This is a genomic window from Hydrophilobacter chitinilyticus (genome assembly GCF_049860745.1).
In the GTDB taxonomy this organism is placed as follows: domain Bacteria; phylum Pseudomonadota; class Gammaproteobacteria; order Burkholderiales; family Burkholderiaceae_C; genus Rhodoferax_B.
In genome coordinates this window covers 5924421-5946237 of record NZ_CP187561.1, presented here as the reverse complement: position 1 = coordinate 5946237, position 21817 = coordinate 5924421, and the positions used below count along the sequence as shown (strand labels likewise).

At 58.5% G+C, this 21817-nt stretch carries 21 protein-coding genes; 16 read left to right on the top strand and 5 right to left on the bottom strand.

The window, feature by feature from the left end; genetic code table 11:
* The first annotated feature begins 56 nt into the window (after positions 1 to 56).
* A complete protein-coding gene (locus ACPWMG_RS26640) occupies positions 57 to 614 on the top strand; it encodes a regulatory protein RecX (RefSeq protein ID WP_483302482.1) in 558 nt (185 codons plus the stop codon).
* Positions 615 to 654: 40 nt separating this feature from the next.
* Here the strand turns inward: ACPWMG_RS26640 and argC are convergent, their stop codons facing one another.
* Complete coding sequence (gene argC / locus ACPWMG_RS26635) at positions 655 to 1566, bottom strand: N-acetyl-gamma-glutamyl-phosphate reductase (protein WP_483302481.1); 912 nt, start codon at positions 1564 to 1566, stop codon at positions 655 to 657.
* Positions 1567 to 1723: 157 nt separating this feature from the next.
* On the opposite strand from argC, the gene sucC reads away from it, so the two are divergent.
* From sucC to ACPWMG_RS26585, 10 genes are all read left to right on the top strand, one after another.
* On the top strand, positions 1724 to 2887 hold the full coding sequence (gene sucC / locus ACPWMG_RS26630) for an ADP-forming succinate--CoA ligase subunit beta (RefSeq protein ID WP_483302480.1): 1164 nt from the start codon (positions 1724 to 1726) through the stop codon (positions 2885 to 2887).
* 9 nt (positions 2888 to 2896) lie between these two features.
* Positions 2897 to 3793: a succinate--CoA ligase subunit alpha gene (gene sucD, locus ACPWMG_RS26625; protein WP_483302479.1), complete on the top strand. Its 897-nt coding sequence runs from the start codon at positions 2897 to 2899 to the stop codon at positions 3791 to 3793.
* 160 nt (positions 3794 to 3953) lie between these two features.
* A complete protein-coding gene (locus tag ACPWMG_RS26620) occupies positions 3954 to 4649 on the top strand; it encodes a TerC family protein (protein WP_483302478.1) in 696 nt (231 codons plus the stop codon).
* Between the two features lie 509 nt (positions 4650 to 5158).
* Positions 5159 to 5941, top strand: a complete 783-nt coding sequence (locus ACPWMG_RS26615) for a Stp1/IreP family PP2C-type Ser/Thr phosphatase (protein WP_483302477.1) — start codon at positions 5159 to 5161, stop codon at positions 5939 to 5941.
* A gap of 43 nt (positions 5942 to 5984) precedes the next feature.
* Positions 5985 to 6686 carry an FHA domain-containing protein gene (locus ACPWMG_RS26610; RefSeq protein ID WP_483302476.1) on the top strand — a complete coding sequence of 234 codons (702 nt, stop codon included), beginning with the start codon at positions 5985 to 5987 and terminating at the stop codon, positions 6684 to 6686.
* A gap of 27 nt (positions 6687 to 6713) precedes the next feature.
* Entirely contained in the window at positions 6714 to 8987 is a 2274-nt protein-coding gene (locus ACPWMG_RS26605; protein WP_483302475.1) for a CHASE2 domain-containing protein, read from the top strand.
* A gap of 9 nt (positions 8988 to 8996) precedes the next feature.
* Positions 8997 to 9788 carry an MBL fold metallo-hydrolase gene (locus ACPWMG_RS26600; protein ID WP_483302474.1) on the top strand — a complete coding sequence of 264 codons (792 nt, stop codon included), beginning with the start codon at positions 8997 to 8999 and terminating at the stop codon, positions 9786 to 9788.
* Between the two features lie 184 nt (positions 9789 to 9972).
* Positions 9973 to 10404: a pilin gene (locus ACPWMG_RS26595; RefSeq protein WP_483302473.1), complete on the top strand. Its 432-nt coding sequence runs from the start codon at positions 9973 to 9975 to the stop codon at positions 10402 to 10404.
* Between the two features lie 121 nt (positions 10405 to 10525).
* Positions 10526 to 12280, top strand: coding sequence for a PglL family O-oligosaccharyltransferase (locus ACPWMG_RS26590; protein WP_483302472.1), 1755 nt, complete (start codon positions 10526 to 10528; stop codon positions 12278 to 12280).
* A 178-nt stretch (positions 12281 to 12458) separates the two neighbouring features.
* Positions 12459 to 13832: a PglL family O-oligosaccharyltransferase gene (locus ACPWMG_RS26585; RefSeq protein WP_483302471.1), complete on the top strand. Its 1374-nt coding sequence runs from the start codon at positions 12459 to 12461 to the stop codon at positions 13830 to 13832.
* Positions 13833 to 13835: 3 nt separating this feature from the next.
* On the opposite strand, the gene moaC is transcribed toward ACPWMG_RS26585, so the two are convergent.
* On the bottom strand, positions 13836 to 14324 hold the full coding sequence (moaC, locus tag ACPWMG_RS26580; protein WP_483302470.1) for a cyclic pyranopterin monophosphate synthase MoaC: 489 nt from the start codon (positions 14322 to 14324) through the stop codon (positions 13836 to 13838).
* A 209-nt stretch (positions 14325 to 14533) separates the two neighbouring features.
* On the opposite strand from moaC, the gene ACPWMG_RS26575 reads away from it, so the two are divergent.
* On the top strand, positions 14534 to 16075 hold the full coding sequence (locus ACPWMG_RS26575; RefSeq protein WP_483302469.1) for a M48 family metalloprotease: 1542 nt from the start codon (positions 14534 to 14536) through the stop codon (positions 16073 to 16075).
* Positions 16076 to 16097: 22 nt separating this feature from the next.
* Here ACPWMG_RS26575 and ACPWMG_RS26570 read toward each other — a convergent pair whose 3' ends face one another.
* Positions 16098 to 16580 carry a DUF3717 domain-containing protein gene (locus ACPWMG_RS26570; RefSeq protein WP_483302468.1) on the bottom strand — a complete coding sequence of 161 codons (483 nt, stop codon included), beginning with the start codon at positions 16578 to 16580 and terminating at the stop codon, positions 16098 to 16100.
* A gap of 570 nt (positions 16581 to 17150) precedes the next feature.
* On the opposite strand from ACPWMG_RS26570, the gene ACPWMG_RS26565 reads away from it, so the two are divergent.
* The 3 genes from ACPWMG_RS26565 (at position 17151) to ACPWMG_RS26555 (ending at position 18794) form a co-directional block, all read left to right on the top strand.
* Positions 17151 to 17861, top strand: coding sequence for a TerC family protein (locus ACPWMG_RS26565; RefSeq protein WP_483302467.1), 711 nt, complete (start codon positions 17151 to 17153; stop codon positions 17859 to 17861).
* 1 nt (position 17862) lies between these two features.
* Positions 17863 to 18360, top strand: a complete 498-nt coding sequence (locus tag ACPWMG_RS26560) for a hypothetical protein (protein WP_483302466.1) — start codon at positions 17863 to 17865, stop codon at positions 18358 to 18360.
* 95 nt (positions 18361 to 18455) lie between these two features.
* A complete protein-coding gene (locus ACPWMG_RS26555) occupies positions 18456 to 18794 on the top strand; it encodes a phage holin family protein (protein WP_483302465.1) in 339 nt (112 codons plus the stop codon).
* Positions 18795 to 18818: 24 nt separating this feature from the next.
* Here ACPWMG_RS26555 and ACPWMG_RS26550 read toward each other — a convergent pair whose 3' ends face one another.
* The gene (locus tag ACPWMG_RS26550; RefSeq protein WP_483302464.1) at positions 18819 to 19379 is read right to left on the bottom strand and encodes a YaeQ family protein; all 561 of its coding nucleotides are present in this window, start codon (positions 19377 to 19379) and stop codon (positions 18819 to 18821) included.
* Positions 19380 to 19479: 100 nt separating this feature from the next.
* Complete coding sequence (gene purB / locus ACPWMG_RS26545) at positions 19480 to 20859, bottom strand: adenylosuccinate lyase (protein WP_483302463.1); 1380 nt, start codon at positions 20857 to 20859, stop codon at positions 19480 to 19482.
* A 131-nt stretch (positions 20860 to 20990) separates the two neighbouring features.
* Between purB and ACPWMG_RS26540 the strand changes: the two genes are divergently transcribed.
* Positions 20991 to 21605 carry a glutathione S-transferase family protein gene (locus ACPWMG_RS26540; protein WP_483302462.1) on the top strand — a complete coding sequence of 205 codons (615 nt, stop codon included), beginning with the start codon at positions 20991 to 20993 and terminating at the stop codon, positions 21603 to 21605.
* The last annotated feature ends 212 nt before the right edge of the window (positions 21606 to 21817 follow it).

Here is a 21817-nt window from a genome sequence, read left to right as displayed (position 1 = left end):
AAAATGGCTGTTTGTGCATGGTACATATGCGTAGGCAGCTATAAAGTTTGAAGCCCATGAACGAACAGCCGACCCGCCGAGTCGCCCAACCCATCAGCCTGAAAGGGCGCGCGTTGCGCCTGCTCAGCGGGCGCGAATATTCGCGCTACGAGCTGGAGCGCAAGCTGGCCGAGCACGAAGCCCAACCCGGCGAGTTGGCCAAGGCGCTAGACGAACTGCAGGCCAAAGGTTTCATCAGCGACCAGCGCGCGGCCGCCTCGGTGGTCCACCGCCGCAGTGCCCGCATGGGCGCCGCCCGCGTGGCGCAAGAAATGCAACGCAAAGGCTTGGGTGCAGAGTTGGTGAGCGAAGCGGTGCAATCGCTGCGCGACACCGAGTACGACCGGGCGCTGGAGGTGTGGCGCCGCAAGTACGGCCAACGCCTTGCAGCCGCTGTCGACAGTGACGGCCAAAACGCTGAAGACGAAACCCCTGTCGATCCACAAATCGCCCGGCAAATGGCGGCGCGCGAGAAGGTGCGCCAGATGCGGTTTTTGCTGACCAGGGGTTTTGCCCCCGAGGTGATCCGCCGCGTGGTGCGCGACGGACCAGAGGGCTTGGAAGACGACCTGTAGTCTTCAGGCAGATCGGCTGGGTGCCGATTCTGCGGCGGGCTTAGTTGATGCCCAGCATCAATTTCAGGTTCTGCACAGCCGCGCCGCTGGCGCCCTTACCCAGGTTGTCCAGGCGTGCGATCAGCACCGCATGGCGGTAGGTTTCATTGGCAAAAACGCGCAACTCCATCTTGTTGGTGTTGTTCAGCGCCAAAGCGTCGAGCTTGCCGTCGGTGGCGGGCTCTACCGTGACCCATTCGCTGCCGGCGTAGTGGCGCACCAGTGCATCGTGCAAATCGGCTGCTTTGGGCGCGCCCGGCAACAGGTCGAGGTGCAACGGTAACTGAACCAACATGCCTTGCTCAAAGTTACCAACCGATGGTACGAAGATCGGCCGGCGTTGCATGCCTGTGTAGGCCATGATTTCGGGTAAATGCTTGTGCGACAGACTCAGGCCGTAGATTTCAAACAACGGCGCCGTACCTGCGTGGTAGGCCTCGATCATGCTGCGGCCGCCACCCGAGTAGCCGCTCACCGAAGGCAAGCACAACGGGGTGTCAGCGGCAATCAATCCGGCGTCGACCAAGGGGCGAATCAGAGCGATGGCGCCCGTGGCGTAGCAGCCGGGGTTGCCCACGCGTTGCGCGTTTTGCACGGCTTCGCGCTGGCCTACGGCCAATTCAGGAAAGCCAAAAACCCAGCCCGGTGCGGTGCGGTGGGCGGTCGAAGCGTCGATGATCTTGGGCTTTTTGCCTGGCAGCGCGTCGATCATGGCAACCGATTCGCGGGCCGCGTCGTCGTGCAGGCACAGCACCACCAGGTCGACCTGGCCCATCAGCGCGCTTTTGGCGGCCGGGTCTTTGCGCAATTCTGGTGCAATGCTCACCACTTCAATTTGTGGCAGCAACTGCAGGCGTTCGCGAATTTGCAGGCCCGTGGTGCCCGCTTCGCCATCAATAAAAACTTTCTGCATGGGAATGTCCTACAAGGTCGCTGAAGGGTAGAGAATAACGGCACCCTGGTTTGGTGCGTTGCAGCATGATACATTCAAGGGTTTTTTACGAGTGCCTGCCCTGAAAAGTTGTGCTTTTCCAGCCGGGCAAACCCCATCCATTCCTGAGAGAGTCCTCATGAAGATTCACGAATACCAAGGCAAGGAAATCTTGCGCAATTTTGGTGTGCCGGTGCCACGTGGCATTCCCGCATTCACCGTTCAAGAGGCTGTTGAAGCGGCGCAAAAACTCGGCGGCCCCGTTTGGGTGGTAAAGGCGCAAATCCACGCCGGTGGCCGCGGCAAGGGCGGCGGCGTGAAGGTTGCCAAGACGATTGAAGACGTCAAGCGCATCTCTGGCGAGATCCTCGGCATGCAGCTCAAGACCCACCAGACTGGCCCCGAAGGCCAGAAGGTGCGTCGCCTGTACATCGAAGACGGCGCCGACATCAAGAACGAGTTGTATGTATCGCTGGTGACCGACCGCGCGACGCAGAAGGTGGCCTTCATCGCTTCGAGCGAAGGCGGCATGGACATCGAGGAAGTGGCACACGCCACGCCCGAGAAGATCATCACCGAGTACATCGATCCACTGACCGGCATCACGACCGAGCAGAGCAAGAAGATCGCTGCGGCCATCGGCCTGACCGGCGGCTCGGTTGACCAGGCTGTTGACATCTTCGCCAAGCTCTACAAGTGCTACATGGACACCGACGCATCGCTGGTGGAAATCAATCCGCTGAACTGCGACTCCAAGGGCAACCTGATGGCCCTGGACGCGAAGTTCAACTTCGACTCCAACGCGCTGTTCCGTCACCCCGAAATCGTGGCCTACCGCGATCTGGACGAAGAAGACGCTGCTGAAGTGGAAGCCTCCAAGTTCGACCTGGCCTACATCAGCCTGGACGGCAACATCGGCTGCCTGGTGAACGGTGCCGGTCTGGCCATGGCCACCATGGACACCATCAAGCTGTACGGCGCAGAGCCAGCCAACTTCCTCGACGTGGGCGGCGGTGCCACCCCCGAGAAGGTGACCGAAGCCTTCAAGATCATGCTGAAGAACGACAAGGTCGAGGCCATCATGGTCAACATTTTCGGCGGCATCATGAAGTGCGACACCATCGCCACGGGCGTGATCACGGCTTGCAAGGCTGTGAACCTGTCGGTGCCACTGGTGGTGCGCATGAAGGGTACGAACGAAGAGCTGGGCAAGAAAATGCTGGCCGAATCCGGCCTGCCCATCATCAGCGCCGACAGCATGGCTGAAGCGGCTCAAAAAGTTGTCGCCGCAGTGAAAGGCTAAGGAAACATCATGTCGATCTTTATCAATAAAGACACCAAGGTCATCACCCAAGGCATTACCGGCAAGACCGGTCAATTCCACACTGAAAAGTGCCAGGAATACGCGAACGGCAAAAACGCCTTCGTCGCTGGTGTGAACCCCAAGAAGGCCGGCGAGTCGATCTTCAACATCCCAATCTACGCCTCCGTCAAGGAAGCTGCTGGTCAAACCGGCGCTACCGTTTCCGTGATCTACGTGCCGCCAGCAGGCGCTGCCGCCGCGATCTGGGAAGCAGTTGAAGCCGATCTGGATCTGGCCATCTGCATCACCGAAGGCATCCCAGTCAAGGACATGCTGGAAGTGCGCAATCGCATGAAGGCCAAGGAAGCTGCTGGCGGCAAGAAGACCTTGCTGCTGGGCCCTAACTGCCCCGGCTTGATTACGCCTGACGAAATCAAGATCGGCATCATGCCCGGCCACATCCACAAGAAGGGCCGTATCGGCGTGGTGTCGCGCTCCGGTACGCTGACCTATGAAGCGGTGGCACAACTGACCGAACTGGGCATTGGCCAATCTTCGGCGGTTGGTATCGGTGGCGACCCGATCAACGGTTTGAAGCACATCGACGTGATGCAAGCTTTCAACGACGATCCAGATACCGACGCCGTCATCATGATCGGTGAAATCGGCGGTCCAGACGAAGCTGACGCAGCGCGCTGGTGCAAGGCCAACATGAAGAAGCCGATCGTTGGCTTCATCGCTGGCGTGACCGCCCCTCCCGGCAAGCGCATGGGCCACGCCGGTGCGCTGATCTCTGGCGGCGCCGACACGGCGGATGCCAAGCTGGCTGTGATGGAAGAATGCGGCTTCACCGTGACGCGTAACCCATCTGAAATGGGCAAGCTGCTGAAGGCTTTGCTGAAGTAAGTAAGCGTCAAATGGATACCGCACGCCGCCGGATCGACGGTGTTGCGGTAATCCACAATAGAGAGCCGGATTTCCTGAGGGAGAATCCGGCTTTCTTATTTAAGAATAACAAACGGGTGCCGGGCAACGTTGCTTCCTGCGCCTTACACGAGGGTAGACCGTGGAAGAATTTCTGACAGCTCATTTCTGGGTGGCGGTAGGACAAATCATCCTGATCGACATCTTGCTTGGCGGCGACAACGCTGTGGTGATTGCCTTGGCTTGCCGGCAACTGCCTAAAAACCTGCGCACCAAAGGCATTTTGTGGGGCACCGTAGGTGCCATCATCTTGCGCGTCATCTTGATCGCGTTTGCCTTGACGCTCTTGCAAGTGCCTTTCCTGAAAGTGGTCGGCGCCTTGTTGCTGATGTGGATCGGCGTAAAGCTGCTGGTGCCGGAGGACGATGACCATTCCAACATCCAAGGTAGCGACAAGCTGTGGGCGGCCGTCAAGACGGTGATCGTCGCTGACTTGGTGATGAGCGTGGACAACGTGATCGCCATTGCTGGCGCGGCCCAAGGCGCTGGTAGTCAGCATCAATTGCCGTTGGTGATCTTCGGTCTGCTGGTGAGCATCCCCATCATCATTTGGGGCAGCCAATTGGTGTTGAAGCTGATGGACCGCTTCCCCATCATCATCACCGTGGGGGGCATGCTCCTGGGCTGGATTGCCGGCACGATGTTCTATTCCGACCCCGGTCTGGCAGGCTACCTGCCGCAATCGCAAACCTGGCACTACGTCTGGGGCATTGGCGGTGCATTGCTGGTCTTGGCGATCGGTAAGTACATGCAACGCAACAAGCCTGCCGAAGCTTGACTGCGGGGGCGCGAGTAATGCCCTCGCGTCGGTACGAAGAGACAACAGCCGCCCTTGAGGCGGCTGTTTTTCTCGATAACGTGCAATATTTCCGTGCGCCCTATCGACACACTTGTCGGTGACCCGGTGCTCTGTTACCTTTGTAACTCGATCGATGCATTTTGCACTGACCTGCACACAAAAGTTGTGTGGAGGTGGTGTTTCAAGGACTGGCTCCCACTGATGCATGGGCTGCAGTACCGGGTGACAACCTCTGTGGACATGACGCCGTATGTGCCTATATTTGTTGGCTCAACGGTGTCATTTTTGTTGTTAACGTACCGGGTACACCGCACCTGAGTTCAGTTTCGCCTATCTTTGTTGCGTGCATTCGAGGTTCCGCTGAATGATATTTAGCTGAGGGCGCTTCTGCTGCGCCCTCCGGTGGTCGTTCGGCATTGTGCGGCGGTGCAGCGTAGGTGATGACGGAGGCTCGTGCCAGGCCGATGAAGGCGTGGTGCAGACATATGATGTATGAGTTCAACTCGCAAACCCATCCGGGGCTTTTGCGTGAAAACAATGAAGACGCTGTTGCGTACGACGAAGCCTGCGGCGTGGCGGTGCTGGCCGATGGCATGGGAGGATATAACGCGGGCGAAGTTGCCAGCGATATGACGATCCAGTCGATCAAGGCTGATCTTTGCCGGTGGATGGCTGAGCACGGAGAGACCGCTACCGTCAATGCGGTCCGTCAGGCGGTGAGTGAATCCGTGGCACTGGCGAATGCTGCCGTTTTCCATGCATCCAATGCCAACACCCAATATGCAGGCATGGGTACCACACTGGTCATGGGCGTGTTCCTGCCCGGGCAGGTGGTTGTCGGGCACATTGGCGATTCGCGTTGCTATCGGTTGCGTGACAGAAAACTGACGCAAATCAGCAAAGACCATTCTTTTCTGCAAGAGCAGATCGACGCAGGGCTCATCACGCCCGAGCAAGCTGCCGTATCTTCCAACCGCAATCTGGTCACCCGTGCCTTGGGTATCGACGACGAAGTTCAGCTTGAAATGCACGAACACCGCGTAGAAGCCGGTGATCTCTACCTTTTTTGCTCCGATGGCTTGACCGATATGGTGCCAGACTTGCCCATTGCCAAGATTCTGGAAACAGAGGCTTCGTTGGAGCAAAAAGCCAAACAGTTGATAAACGCCGCCAATGCCCACGGTGGGCGCGATAATATTACGGTGTTGTTGGTGCACGCGGTTTCTGACCACAAGAAGCGTGGACTGATGGCCCGGTTAATCGGGAACTAGTTTTACTTGGAACCAAGCTGATGGATGGACTTAGGAGCCGACCATGCCGAAACTGATCGTGTCGATCGACGGCGTTGTAATCAAAGAAGTGCAGTTGACCAAGGACCGCACGACGGTTGGCCGTCGGCCATACAACGACGTTGTAGTTGACAATTTGGCGGTCAGTGGCGAACACGCTGTGCTTTTGATGGTGGGTCAAGACGTCTATCTTGAAGACTTGAACAGCACTAACGGCTCCTATATCAACGGCAAAGCTGCACGCAAGCAGTTGCTGCATCACAACGACCTTCTCGAAATCGGCAAATACAAGATCAAGTTCTTGCACGAGGGTGCCGAGGCCGCGCCCGAAAAACCAACCTCCGGTTATTCACACATATCGGGGCTTGGCCAATTGGCGCCGGGTGCGCCACCTTTTGGTCGACGCGCCAGTGACCATTCCGCTCCCATGCCGCTGGGCGCGGGTGCTGACGCTGGTGGCTTGCCCGTCAATGGCGCTATCAAGGTGCTGTCTGGTGCTGCTGCTGGACGCGAGGTCACGTTGACTAAGGTTGTCACCACCATTGGCAAGCCGGGCGTGGCGGTGGCAGCCATTACCAGACGGCCTCACGGCTATGTGGTTGTACATGTTGAAGGGGCTGAGCAGCCGACGGTAAACGGCGCTGCAATCGGTGCCACCCCCGTTGGACTTAAAAATGGGGACGTTCTTCAGCTTGCAGGAACGCAGATGCAGTTCATCCAGGCTTAAGCTGCCTGCGCGTGTAGTGTGTAAGTGATGGTCACCGCCAAGCGTAGCGCCGTCATGGCGTGGCTGAAGCGCTGGCCGCGTTTTGCGACCACTCTGTTGCCTCTTGTGTTGGGCCTGCTGTACGCGGTCGGTTCGATACACATTGGTTTTCTGCAGCAAATCGACGACAACATCTACGACGCCAGACTTAGGGCGACCGTGCCCAACGTCATGGATGACAGGATTGTCATTGTCGATTTTGATGACAAAAGCTTGGCCACCTTTGGCTGGCCTTGGAGTCGCAAGGTTTTGGCAGACCTGATGACCGAGCTGTTCGACAAGCAGAAAATTGCCCTTGCCGGATTTGACATGGTCTTTTTAGGGCCCGACGAACGCTCCGGGCTCCTGCAACTTCAGCGCTTGGCCAAGCAAGAATTGCGCGACCAACCCGAGTTCACTGAAGCCCTACGGCGCTTGAAGCCATCCCTCGATTACGACGCGCTGTTGGCCCGCGCCATCAAAGATAAGCCTGTTGTTCTGGGTTACTATTTCACCGGCAACCATGAATCGCGCAGGGCGGGCGTGTTACCCAAGCCAGTCATCAACGGCTCGTCGCTTACCAGCGGCCCAGCCCTTGGGCTGCCTGCTTGGTCTGGCTTCGGCTCCAATATCCCCGAAATCGCTCAAGCAGCACCGCTGGCGGGTTTCTTCAATTCTGTGACCGACCGAGATGGTCTCATTCGTTCATTGCCACTGGTGGCGTTGCATGATGGACAGTATTACGAATCGTTGGCCCTGGCGATGTATCGGCAGTTGATTGACGCCACGGATGTCTCTCTTGGTTTGGCGCCGGCTAGCCCTTTGTCTCCGAGTTTTGGGCGGCTAGAGAATGTGCGGGTGAGCGGCCCAAACCGAACGGTTGCCATTCCGGTGGACGCCGAAGGTGCCGCTCTAGTGCCTTTTCGCGGCAAAGGCTCGGCGAATGGAGGCTCTTTTCGCTACGTCTCCGCTGCCGATGTGGTGGGCAAAAAGTTGTTGCCTGGTGAGCTTGCGGGCAAAGTGGTCTTCATTGGCACCACGGCTCCTGGGTTGCTGGATTTACGCGTCACGCCGCTTGGTGAAACCTATCCCGGGGTTGAATTGCACGCCAACTTACTGTCGGGTTTGCTCGATAAGCATGTCGCCGTTACGCCAGACTATGCTGTGGGCTATGAAGTCGTGATGATGCTGGTGTCTGGCTTGATTCTGCTGGTATGTCTACCCCGTTTGCGGCCCAGCCAAGCGATGGTTTTGTGTTTGGCTGTGCTGGGTTTGATCGTGGGCATCAATTTCTGGCTGTATGTTGAGCACGGCCTTGTACTGCCACTGGCGGCGAATGTGGCCATGGTGTTGGTGGCCTTCGCTTTGAGCATGAGTTACGGCTACTTTTTTGAAAGCCGCTCACGACACAATTTGGCAACCTTGTTTGGAACCTATGTGCCGCCTGAATTGGTGGGCGATATGGTGGGTGAGCCCGAGCAGTATCGAATGCAAGCTGCGCACCATGAACTGACGGTGATGTTTTGCGACATGCGGGGTTTCACCAAGTTATCGGAACGCTTGGCGCCGCTGCAACTGCAGACTTTGCTGAACGACATCTTTACGCGCCTGAGTCGCAAAATACGTGCACATGACGGCACTATCGACAAATACATGGGTGACTGTGTCATGGCCTTTTGGGGTGCACCCGTGCCCTTGGCTAACCACGCCAACCTTGCCGTGGCCGCATCTCTGGACATGATCCAAGTTGTGCAAGCATGGAACACCACCCAAAACTATTCTGATGCGGCGACCATCAGTGTGGGCATCGGCTTGAACACGGGGCATATGTTTGTCGGCGATATGGGATCCGACATTCGCCGTAGCTACACGGTCATTGGTGACGCGGTCAACTTGGCAGCGCGGTTGCAGGGGTTGTCGAGCGTGTACGGTGTAGATTTGGTGGTTGGTGAAGGTACCCGCCAACAAGCCAACCAGTTTGTATGGCAAGAGCTGGACCGGGTGCGCGTCAAAGGCAAAGAGGTAGCGGTCGACATCTTTAGCGTGCTGGCGAAAGTGGACCAACTCACCGCGCGCCATGCCACGGAGTTGACCAGTTGGAATGCATTTTTGAACGCATACCGCCGACAGGACTGGATGGCATGCGACGCGCAATTACTAACTTTGCGCGCGCAAAACCCAACAAAATACCTTTACCAACTCTATGCGGAGCGTGTAGCCTCTATGCGGCTAAAGCCTTTCGACCCATTTTGGGATGGGGCAACGAGTTTCGAAACCAAATAAGGGGCGCTCATGCAAGTGCGCGTGTTAGGGTGTTCCGGCGCCATTGCCAAAGGCTGCCGAACGACCTCGTTCCTCCTCGATGAACAGATTTTGATTGATGCGGGCACGGGCGTCGGAGACCTCACGCTCGATGAGATGGCCGGTATCGACCATGTCTTTCTCACGCACTCACATCTCGACCACGTGGCGGCGCTGCCTTTGATGGTGGACGCCATTGCCGCCCGTCGCACCCAGCCCATCACGATTTACGCCCTTGAAGGCACCATCAGTGCGCTCAAGCAGCACATCTTCAATAACGTCATCTGGCCCGATTTCAGTGTGATCCCCACGGCGACTGCGCCGTTTATTCGTTTTCAAGAAATCACCTGCGGTGAAACCTTGAACTTGTGCGGCAAAACGATCGAAGCCTTGCCAGCCGTTCACACTGTGCCTGCCGTGGGATATGCCGCCTCGGCGGGCGGCCCTTGCTGGGTATTCACCGGTGACACGGAGCGCAACGCTGCCTTCTGGACACGTTTTAACCAACTGGACGTGGCCATGCTCGTCATTGAGACCGCATTCAGCAATCGCGAAAAAGACCTGGCCAAAATCAGCCTGCATCTGTCGCCGCAAGCTCTGGCGCAAGAGTTGGCGTGCATGGATGCGAGCCGTAGAACACCTATCTACATCACCCACACCAAACCGTCAGAGACGGATTTGATCATGGCTGAAATTGCAGCCTTTGAGGTGGCTCCGTCAGCCGGGCAACTGAGCCCACATGACATTCGTTGGTTGCAGGCGGGGCAACTGTTCGATATTTGACAGTGCGCTTGCTACTTCAGCTCTATTGGGTGACAAAAATGTCACTCAATGATTCGAATTGGCCAAAAATTGGCACTATGCCTGCATTGAATGGTCATGAACGCTGCAATCTAGACACTTTTCGCCCTGGCACGCCAAATGCTGTACATACGGGGTCTGATTCAATTAACTAGGAGCTCCGGCTATGAAGCGTTCCCTGCAAAAAGGTTTTACCCTCATCGAATTGATGATCGTTGTGGCGATCATCGGCATCTTGGCCGCTGTGGCTTTGCCTGCGTACCAAGACTACACGGTGCGTGCGAAGGTGTCCGAAGTTATTCTGGCGGCATCTTCTGCCAAGACCTCGCTGTCTGAATACGCACAGGTTAATGGGCAAATGCCTTCGGACACTAGCTCTGTTGACACGCAGTCGTCCACCTATGTGAGCAGCGTAACGTATGGCCGTACTTCCGCGTCTGTGGGTGTCGTGACCGTTACTGCTTCTGCCAAAGAGTCAAAGATCAGCGGAAAAACAGTGACGTTGACCGGTACGTTGGGCTCCACGGGACAAGTCGCTTGGGTCTGTGCTCCGGGAACGATGGACGTCAAGTACTTGCCTGCAAGCTGCAAGCCTTAATTGTTTTTGTCTGTTATTCAAAGAGGCCCTTAATGGGCCTCTTTGCTTTGGTGGATTCCATAGGGAGCGGCCATCTGATTTGTGGCGCGCATAGTTAACCCCCCAACGTCTATTCGGAAACATGTCGATAGCTCATTTGCTTGATGCTTCAGTAGCTACCACCTCCCACGAGAAGACCCAAGCTGCCGGCGCACCTATGACGCCGTTTTGGTTGGTAATTTGGGGGCTGGTGCTTTCCTGCACTTGGCTCTTGCCGAACCACTACATGCCATGGACGGCATTTCATACGGACGCGTGGTGTGCACTGACTTTTTTAGTCGGCGCGGCTACCGTGGCGATTCGGGTTCCGGGGCCCTTGGTATGGCACAACAATGCTTTGCTGGTGGCGGTGGCACTGGTCATACCTCTTGCGCAGTATCTGACTGGACGCCTATTTTTTGCGGGGCAGATGTGGATCGCGTTGACCTATTTGTTGGGACTTTTGCTTGTACTGTTGATCGGCCAGCGTTGGGAGCGCGCGAAGCCAGACCAACTGGGCGACGCCCTGTTTTTTGCCATCGGTATCGCGTCGATAGTGTCTGTGAACCTTCAGCTCCAAACGTGGCTGGGGCTGATTGAAACTGGCATGTTTGACATTTGGTCCATGGGGCTGAGTGGTACGCGGCCGTATGCCAACCTTGGTCAACCCAACCAGCTCGGCACTTTGCTGATTTGGGGTCTATTGGCCGGCGCGTGGGCTTTTCATACTCGGCGCATCGGGGCGTGCGTTGCGGTATTAATGGCAGGATTTTTGTTGGTGGGTATCGCGCTGACCCAATCCCGAACGGCCTGGCTTGGACTGACATTTGTGCTGGCTTGTAGCTGGTGGTGGCGGCGTTTGTGGCGAACTCCGGCCGTGCCTTGGGCGATGACAGGGTTGTTTGTGTTTTTCTGGGTGATCCACCCGCTGTTGCACACTGTGCGGGAGCTGTTGGCGTTGGGCGTAGAGGGCGACTATTTTCGCCAAGGCCCGCAAGGTGACCTGCGCTTTGTAGCCTGGCGCTTGTTCGCAGCCGCCGCGTGGGAACATCCGTGGCTGGGTTATGGCTGGGCCACCATCGGGCGTGCGCAACTTGAAGTGGCGAAACACTTTCCCCCGCTTTATCCCACCTTTGGTTATGCGCACAACCTGTTTCTAGATCTAGTGCTGTGGCTGGGCATCCCCTTGGGCTTGTGTGTTTCGGCCGCGTTGTCGGTGTGGTTCGTTCTTCAAGTTAGCAAAGTTGGCAATGCCAAAGACGCTGTTTTGGTGATGTGCTTGGGTGCTGTTGGCATTCATGCCTTGCTGGAGTTCCCATTGGCGTATGCCTATTTTTTGCTACCTGCTGGCGCGATGGTGGGCATCTTGAACAGCCGTCATGGCGGCCAGGTTTGGATGACCCCACGCTGGAGTCTGTTTGTGCTTTGGATCGTAGCGTCCTTTTTGGTGAGCGCCGTGATCCGCGATTACTTTCGGATTGAATCGAGTTATCGCGCGTATGAATACGAGGCCGCGCGTATTGGAACGTTGCCAATAGGGGAGCCGCCTGAGGTCTTGTTATTAACCCAACTGCGTGAAACCATTTCTTTCATGCGCGATGACCCCAAGGAAGGTATGAGCGCACAAGCACTCGAGGACATGGCCAAGGTGGCAACCGCGTACCCAATGGGGGGGCGCTCCTACAAAATGGCCAAAGCACTGGCGTTGAATCATCAGCCCTTGCAAGCACTCGAATGGCTGGAAACGGTTTGCAAAATATCCAGCCCAGACGAATGCGCGTTAATCCAGCGGGTTTGGATCAGAGATGCTGCAGCGCAGCCGCTGTTGCAGGCGGTTCGCTGGACGCAAGACAAATAACTCGCACCAAAAATTGAGGAATACTCTGAGGATGGGCCATCAAACAAGTCGAATAGGCGTGGCGGTATGCCTTTTTCTACCCTGGCTCAACCCCTTTACTTACGGTCCGTCCCCGGCTGTGGTGCCGTGGCTGGTGGCGCTGGCAGCCTGTGCTGGAGTTTGTTTTTGGCGTGTTTTTTTGTCTGACCCTAAGGGGGTGAATTTTTGGCCGCAGACGGTGGCCGGCGCTTGGCTGGCGGCGGCGGGTTTGAGTTGTTTGTTCGGGTTGGCGCAGTACTACGGTACGGCAGCGGCGTTCGCGCCGTGGGTCAACTTTACGCCGACCGGTGAAGCCTTCGCCAACCTGCGACAACGCAATCAATTCGCCACACTAACCAACATTGGCTTGGCCGCGCTGTTGTGGTGGACGGCGCAGCCCAAGCCATTCAAGACGCAGGCAAACCTGCAGAATGTGTGGTTGCTCCTAGCAGGCGTACTGGCACTAGGCAATGCGGCCTCTTCGTCGCGTACAGGCTTGGTGCAGGTGGTGATGCTGGCCGGCTTTGTGCTGATGTGGGGACGCTGGCGGATACCTGCCGTGCGTCAGGTATTGGGGGTCTATGCCGCAGTGTATGTCCTGGCCCTGTGGGGCCTGCCCTGGTCCATCGGCCTGGAGCCGTTCTCCAACGGCGCATGGGCGAGACTCAAGGCCGGGGACTCTTTGTGCGCCAGCCGCATGACCTTGTGGCGCAATGTGCTGTACTTGATTGAGCAGCGGCCATGGACTGGCTGGGGTTGGGGCGAACTCGACTTCGCCCATTTTTCCACCCCGTACCCCGGCGCGCGGTTTTGCGATATTTTGGACAACGCGCATAACCTGCCGCTGCACTTGGCTGTGGAGTTGGGTGTACCAGTGGCCGTGTTGGTGTGCGGGGGTTTGGCTTGGTTGACTTGGCGCGCGCGGCCGTGGGCTGAGACAGACGCTACGCGTCAAATAGCTTGGCTGGTGCTGGCGTTGATCGGTTTGCACAGCATGCTGGAGTACCCGCTGTGGTACGGCCCGTTTCAAATGGCGGCGGGTTTGAGCGTATTGTTGCTATGGCAAAAACGGCGGCAGCCAAGTGATGGACTGCGTGAAGAAAAACCCAAGCCAAAAGAGCATGTCAGGCAAGCAGTACAAGCGGTGACAGCTGCAGTACTGATAGCAGTATGCGGCTACGTGGCGTGGGATTACCACCGCATCAGCCAAATTTACTTGCCCCCTGAGCAGCGCGCGGCGGCCTACCGTGACGACACACTAACCAAAGCCGGCGCCTCATGGTTGTTCCGCGACCAGGTGCGGTTTGCCGAGTTGACCACCACCACGCTCACGCCGCAGAACGCCGAGCATCAATACGCCTTGGCCACCGAGCTGCTGCACTTCTCACCCGAGCCACGCGTGGTGGAAATCTTGATCGAGAGTGCCGTGCAGCTCAAGCGTTGGGATGAAGTGCGTATCCGTCTGGCACAGTTCCACGCAGCGTTTCCCAAAGAACATGCCGAGTGGGCGGCGCGGCACAAGCTGCCGCTTTAGATTTTACTTCGCGTCTGCCACAAAGCTGCCCGATTTGCCGCCGTGCTTCTCGGTGACGCGCACGCCGGTCATGGTCATGCCTCGGTCTGCGGCTTTGCACATATCGTAGATAGTCAGCAGGGCCACCTGCACGGCCGTCAGGGCTTCCATTTCAACGCCGGTCGGCCCCACGGTTTCCACGGTGGCGGTGCAGGTTACCGCTGGCGTTTCCCCGGCTGCGGATAAGTTGAAGGCGACGGCCACACGTGTGATGGCCAACGGGTGGCACAGTGGAATGAGGTCGCTGGTTTTTTTGGCGCCCTGAATGCCGGCGATGCGCGCAATGCCCAGCACGTCGCCCTTCTTGGCGCTACCGCTTTCGATCAGCGCCAGCGTGGACGCCAGCATTTCGATGCGGCCTTCGGCGGTGGCCACGCGGTGGGTATGGGCCTTGGCGGCAACATCCACCATGTGAGCTTGCCCTTGGGCGTCAAAATGCGTCAGCGTTGTCATGAGGTGCACACGTTTTTAGAGAGTCGGGAATCATACGTCCAGCCGCTCGGCTCCTGGGCAAACTCGGTCGGCATGATGAGAATGTTGCGGCTTGAAAAGCCGTGGAACTGCGAGGCGGTTTTACTCACCAATGCAGGTAGGCTTGTGGTTCATCGTTGCCATTGTCGGTAAATGGATAAAACTTGAAAAAAACAGCATCAAAAAAGCCAGTGACGCTTTTACAGAAAGCGGTGCTAGCTACTTTATTGGTAGCAAATATCTCTTTCGGTGTGGTACCAAGCTGGGCTCAAAGCAATCTGCAATTGCCGACCCTAGGCGACAGCAGCGAGCTGGCCAGCGGCGCCGAGCGGCGCATTGGTGAAGCCATTGCACGCCAGATCTACCGCGACCCCACCTACCTGGATGACGCGGTGCTCAGCGAATACATCCAGAGCCTGTGGCAACCGCTGTTGGATGCCGCGCGTGCACGCGGCGAGTTGAGCGAGGAGCTGGACCAGCGCTTTGCCTGGGAGATCATGATTGGCCGCGACCGCGAGATCAACGCCTTCGCCCTGCCCGGCGGTTACCTCGGGGTATATCTGGGCTTGATCGGCCTGGTCTCGAATTCAGATGAACTGGCCTCGGTGCTGGCGCACGAGTTGAGTCACGTCACGCAGCGCCACATCTCGCGGCTGATGACGCAGCAAAGCCGCGCAGCGCCGATGATGTTGGCAGCCATGGTGCTGGGGGCGCTGGTGCTGGGCAAAAGCCCGGACGCGGGCAATGCGCTCATCGTCGGTGGCCAAGCCGTGGCGGTGCAAACCCAACTGAATTTTTCGCGCGACATGGAGCGCGAGGCCGACCGCGTGGGCTTTGGCGTGATGACCCAAGCCGGCTTCGACCCCAAGGCTTTCGTCACCATGTTCGAGAAGCTGCAGCAAGCCTCGCGACTCAACGACAACGGATCGTTCCCCTACCTGCGCAGCCACCCGTTGACCACAGAGCGTATCTCCGACATGCAGTCGCGCCAGATGATGGATACGCCCCGCAACTCGCCGCCCAAGCTGCCAGATTTTTACCAAGCCATGGTGGCTGCGCGGGCACGCGTGTTGTCGCGCCCCGGCCCAGATGCCCTGCGTCAATGGATTGCCGACGGAAATAGTGTCGCTGCCAAGGAAAAAGAGCTGAACTACGCCAGCACGGGTGTGCTGTATTCCGCCGCACTGGGCGCGCTGCAGTTGCGTGAGTTTGACACCGCGCGCCGCTTGGCGAACGTGCTCATTTCCCTCAGCGTCGCACAACTCAAACCGCACCGCATCGCCAAGTTGCTGTTGGCTGAAATTGAATGGGCCGCAGGTGATGTGAAAGCCGCTGCCGCCTTGGTCGACGCCAACGCACCTGGCCGCCCAGAATTGATCATGGGTTCGCAACTACGCATCCGCACAGGTCAGGCGCGCGAGGCCATTGCGCGTCTACAGCCTTGGGTGTCGACCCGTCCGCGCGATGCGGCGGCGTGGCAACTGCTGGCCAACGCTTACGACGCGCAAGGCCAAACCTTACGTGCGTTGCGTGCGGAGGCTGAAGTACAAGTGGCACGGCTCGACTATGCAGGCGCCGTAGACCGCTTCAAGGCCGCGCAAGACTTTGTGCGCCAGCCGCCACCGGGCAGTGGGCCGGTGGACCACATCGAGGCGTCGATCATCGACGCGCGTACCCGCGAAGTTTTGGCCAAGCTCAAAGAGCAAGCCAAGGACGAGAAGGAAATGCAGTAGCCGCAGGCACCTGACGGCAGACTCAACGGCCCGAGCTATCGGCAGCTTGGGCTGCCGTCTCGTCGCTTGCCGAGGTGGCGACAGCAGGTGCCGGGGCCGGCCCCTCGGCCGCGCGCTCGGCGTATTTATTGAAGCGCCAGGCAGTGCCCTGTAACGTGATGCGCCGCCAAGTGCCGCGCTTCTCGGCTGGTGTCATGCCCAGCCAATGCTGCACTTCTTCAAACGAACGGCCGCAGCCTTTGCACATGGCATCGCCCTGGCTGGTGGAGCAGATGGCGATGCAGGGGGTGTCGGGCGTGCTGTGGTACCAGTCGAGCCAGGCGGCGTGCGCGGCAGCCGGCATGCTGGCTTCATCGGCCTCGTCGTGGTGGTAGTAGACCATCAGCGCGTACACCTCTGCCAGCGCGCGTAGCTCGGCGCATAGCGTCACGCCGTCGGGTGAGGGTTTACGTTCGCGCCAGTGGTTGATGGCGGCTTCGATGTCGGTGATGTGGATGCCGGCCATGGGAACAATACAGCGGAAGGGCACTGATGATAGCGCCGAACACCGGCCCTTCTTGTCAGAGCGCGGCGCGAAAAACAGCGACTTAATCCCTCATGGAATAGGTGGATTTGGGGCGTGTTTTTACACTTGAATATTGCTATCAAAAAAGGAGCTGTTTGTGCATTTGGCCTATATGCCAGGGTGCTAAAAAGCTTAAAGCCCAAGTGGTGCTGTGGCGCCAGTGCAGAGCCGCAGCTTTAGCTGACTTGCACGTGACGCGTTTGCAGAAACCCCCATGGCAATGGTGTAATTCGGTGCTGAAGGGGAGTAGCTCCCGCTTAAGGCCTCACCTGCTGACCGCAGGCTGGCCAGCATTGATCCGCCGTCAATACGTAGTCCAACGCAACGCCCACAGGCCTGCTGAAAGACTTCCGGTGGATCAGGCAGACGCTAACCGCGTTTGCTGGGCAAGACCTTCGACTTACACCTGGGGCAGGTGGGGTCGGAGGCCGTCGGTTTGCAAACACCGGCGCCCTGGCTCCTGGGCACCAGATTGTTTTGATTGCAATCGACGCACTTTTCGGAGTTTTCATGGAATTTCTTTCGGCCCCCTGGTGGTCTGCCTTGTTGGCCATCATCTTGATCGACCTCGTGCTCGCTGGCGACAACGCCATCGTCATCGCACTGGCCGCTCGTAACTTGCCCCCGCACCTGCAACGCAAAGCCGTCCTCTGGGGCACCGTGGGCGCCATCGCCGTGCGCTCCATCATGACTGTCGGTGTGGTCTGGCTGCTGAAGGTGCCCGGCCTGATGTTGGTTGGTGGTCTGGGCTTGGTCTGGATCGCCTACAAACTGCTGGCCGATCAGTCCAGCGACGAGCATCAAGGTCCCGTGGCCAGCACCTTCTGGGGCGCCATGAAAACCATCGTCATCGCTGATGCGCTGATGGGCGTGGACAACGTGCTGGGCGTGGCCGGTGCCGCACATGGCGCGATGGATCTGGTGGTGATTGGTCTGTTGATCAGCGTACCAATCGTGGTGTTCGGTAGCACCGTGGTGCTGAAGCTGGTGGAGCGGTTCCCCGTCATCATCCAGTTGGGGTCTGCTGTGTTGGCCTTTACCGCCGCTAAGATGGTGGTGAGTGAGCCACTGCTGGTCTCGGTGTTTGGTCCTGATGCTGCGATGGGCACTGCCGCCCGCTGGGGTGTGTATGTCGTGGCTGTGGGCGGTGTGTTGGCCGCAGGGGCTTGGGCGCAACGTCGTGCCAAGGCAACTGCTATTACTGAAAGCGTTGGTTCCTAAGATGACCTATATCCCCGCACTGGCTGATCGCTCCAAAGAGCCCGTCGTGATCGCATTGGTTGACGATGCGGCCCACCTGCAGACAGTGTGGCAAACGGTGCCTGCACTGGTGGCAGGCACCCACTGCATCTTGGTGGGATGTGCTCCCCGTATGGCCCAGCGCCCCAGCAAGTGGGGCAGCCACCGCATGCGGGAGCATTGGCGCACGCGCTGGTCGACCAAGTTGTTCGAAGAGGTTGGCGGCTGGTTGCAGGCGCGCGGCCACGGTTTCACAACGGTGCTGGCCGAAGGTCCTTTGCCTGAATTCACCGACACCTTGATGCAAACCTACGGCAAGGCGCAAGTACTCGACTTGCGCCGGCCCAAGGGACAAGGTTTGGCGGTACAGCCCGTCTTGGCCCCGCTGCCAGCGGTGGCCGGGATGCCTGTCACGCGTTTGTTCTCTTTGGTAGCCAGCTTGTTTGGCCTGGGGTTGCTGCTCGGCGGCATCGCCGAATAAGCACCCGGTAGGCGCGCCTTGCCGTTCCTTCGCGGGCGCTTGTTCTCAGTTCCGCGCCTACACATTTCCGGCCGACGCCCGGTTATGCTGGCGGCATGAAACTTCTACTCAAATGGATTTTGAGCGCCGTGGCCTTGATGGTTGTGGCCTACCTGTACAGCGGCGTGGTGGTGGCCAGTTTCACCTCCGCGCTGATTGCCGCCTTGGTGTTGGGCTTGCTCAACACCATCGTGCGCCCGGTGCTGGTCATCCTGACGCTGCCGGTCACCTTGATCACGCTGGGCTTGTTCCTGTTCGTGATCAACGCGTTGATGTTCTGGAGCGCATCTGGCCTGCTCAACGGTTTCCACGTGGCCAGCTTCACGGCCGCGTTGATCGGCTCCTTGATCTACTCGGTGCTGGGCATCGTGATTGACGCCGTGCTGGAACGCTAACCCGCGTTCCACGTGCGCGCTGGATTATTTCCAGCGCACACACTCAATGTGCACGGTGTCCGAGCTACTGCTCAGCATCAGCGCACCCTCTTGCACCGTGGCCTGTAGCTGCATGCTGCGTTCAGCCAGGGCTGCCAGGGCTTGAGAAGCCTCGGTGGGCACGCGCCATACCTGCAGCTTGTCGAGCCGTGTGAGCTTGCTCTCAATGCCCTTCCACCACACTTCGGCCGAATAGGCGAAGGTGTACAGCAGCACTTCGTCTGCTTTGTTGCACGCCTTGGAGAGTGGCTTGTCTTCGGGTTGGCCGGCTTCGATCCAGCAGCGTGTTTGGCCGGTGTAGTCACGGATCCACACATCGGGCTCGTCCGGGTCGGACAGGCCAGCGCCAAAGCCCAGCGTGGCGTCGCCGTTGCACACGGTTTGCAGTTTGTGTGCGTTCAACGCCAAGCCCAACAAGCGGATCATCATGCGTTCGTCGGTCTCGCTCGGGTGGCGGGCCAAGGTCAGCGCGTGTTCGGCGTAGTAGTTATGGTCGATGTCGGCGATTTGCAGGTTCGCCTTGAAGATGGTGGACTTGATGGCCATGTGGGGCAGAACAATCTTGTAGAAGGTAGAAAGCGCAACACCGCGCCAGGCGCGGTGTTGCAAGATGGGCAATGCCCGGCTTAACGATTTAGGTCGCGATTCAAGCGCGGCGGGCCAACTCGGCCGCAATGCCGATGTAGCTCGCAGGCGTCATCGCCAGCAAACGGGTTTTTTCTTCTTCAGGAATCGCCAGCGAGCGGATGAGGCCGTGCAAGGCTTCGGCGGTCACGGTTTTGCCACGTGTCACGTCCTTTAGCTGCTCGTAAGCGCCTTGCACGCCAAAGCGGCGCATCACCGTTTGAATTGGCTCAGCCAACACTTCCCACGAGGCGTTCAAGTCGTCGGCCAGGGCTTCTTCGTTGAGTTCGAGCTTGTTCAGGCCGGTCATCAGCGAGGCGTAGGCCAGCGAGGCATAACCCACCGCCACTCCCATGTTGCGCAGCACGGTGCTGTCGGTCAGGTCGCGCTGCCAGCGGCTGATGGGCAGCTTTTCGCTCAGGTGTTTCAGCAAGGCGTTGGCCAGGCCCAGGTTGCCTTCGGCGTTTTCAAAGTCGATGGGGTTGACCTTGTGCGGCATGGTGCTGGAGCCGATTTCGCCGGCTTTCAAGCGCTGCTTGAAGTAGCCCAGGCTCACATAGCCCCAGACGTCGCGCGCCCAGTCGATCAGGATGGTGTTGGTGCGCGCCACGGCGTCAAACAGCTCGGCCATGTAGTCGTGCGGCTCGATCTGGATGCTGTAGGGCTGGAAGGTCAGGCCCAGGCCCAGCGGCTCGGGGGTTTCAATGACCTTGCGGCTGAAGGCTTCCCAGTCGAAGTCAGGCCAGGCGGACAAGTGCGCGTTGTAGTTGCCCACAGCGCCGTTCATTTTGCCCATCAGCTTCACGGCGGCGATTTGCTCGCGTGCCTTGACCAGGCGCACCACGACGTTGGCGATTTCTTTGCCCACGGTGGTCGGGCTGGCGGTTTGGCCGTGGGTGCGGCTGAGCATGGGCACAGCGGCGTATGCGTGGGCCATTTCGCGCAGCTTGGTGATCAGGCCATCAATGGCGGGCAGCAGCACTTGTTCGCGCGCACCTTTGATTTGCAGTGCATGGCTGGTGTTGTTGATGTCTTCGCTGGTGCAGGCAAAGTGCACGAACTCGGCCGCGCTTTGCAGTTCTGGACGGGCTTCAAACTTGGATTTGATCCAGTACTCCACGGCCTTGACGTCGTGGTTGGTGGTCTTTTCGATTTCTTTGATGGCGCGGCCATCGGCTTCGCTGAAGTTCTTCACCAGGCCCAGCAAATAGGTGCGGGCGCCGGGGCTCAGCGGCTTGAATTCGGCAAAACCGGCGTCGCTCAGCGAGATGAACCAGGCCACTTCGACCTGGACGCGGCGTTGCATGTAACCCAGCTCACTCATGAGCGGGCGCAGGGGGGCGAGTTTGGCGGCGTAGCGGCCGTCCAGTGGCGACAAGGCCGAAATGGTGGAAAAAGTCATAGCCCAGATTGTAGGTTGCGGTGCTGGTTTGAACAGGGCCCGGTATGGCAAAGGCCGAATCACGGGGTTGAATCGATAGAATCCCCCTCTAGCTGGGGGTTCTCCCTGGACCTCTCTTTACTGCCTCGTCTATGAAACTCATCGGTTCGATCTCCAGCCCCTATGTGCGCAAAGTGCGCGTGGTCATGGCCGAAAAGAAGCTGGACTACCAGTTCATTCAAGATGACGTCTGGTCGCAAGACACGGCCATCAACGAATCCAACCCTTTGGGCAAGGTGCCCTGCCTGGTGATGGAAGGCGGCGAAGCCATCTTCGATTCACGCGTGATCGTGGAATACCTGGACACCTTGTCGCCCGTGGGCAAACTCATCCCGGCGCAAAGCCGCGAGCGGGTGGAAGTCAAAACCTGGGAAGCCCTGGCCGATGGCCTGGCCGACGCCGCCATTCTGGCGCGTCTGGAGACGATGTGGGCTGGCCGCACCGACGGCGAACGCAGCCAAGCCTGGATTGACCGGCAAATGGGCAAGGTCGACGCGAGCCTGAAGGCCATGAGCCGTGGCTTGGGCGACAAACCGTTCTGCAGTGGCATCCACCTGAGCCTGTCGGACATTGCCGTGGGCTGTGCGCTTGATTGGCTGATCTTCCGCTTCCCGGCGCTGGCTTGGCGTAGCGAGTATGCCAACCTGGCCAAGCTGCACGACAAGCTGATGTTGCGCCCAAGCTTCGCCGACACCAAGCCTGCCTGATCGTTTGATCAAGCAGGGGTTCTGAAGCACGGGGATGGCCTGTGGCCTAGAGAATAAAAGGGCTGCGAAGCGCCTCGTCGCGAACAAGAGAGGGAGGGAGGATGAGAACCGCTCCGAGGGGACATCCTAACCCTGAGGTCAGGAAGGCTTCGCTGCCATAAAAACGTTTTGCTCCGTTGCCGGAGCAGATGTGTTTTTCGACACTTGGGCGC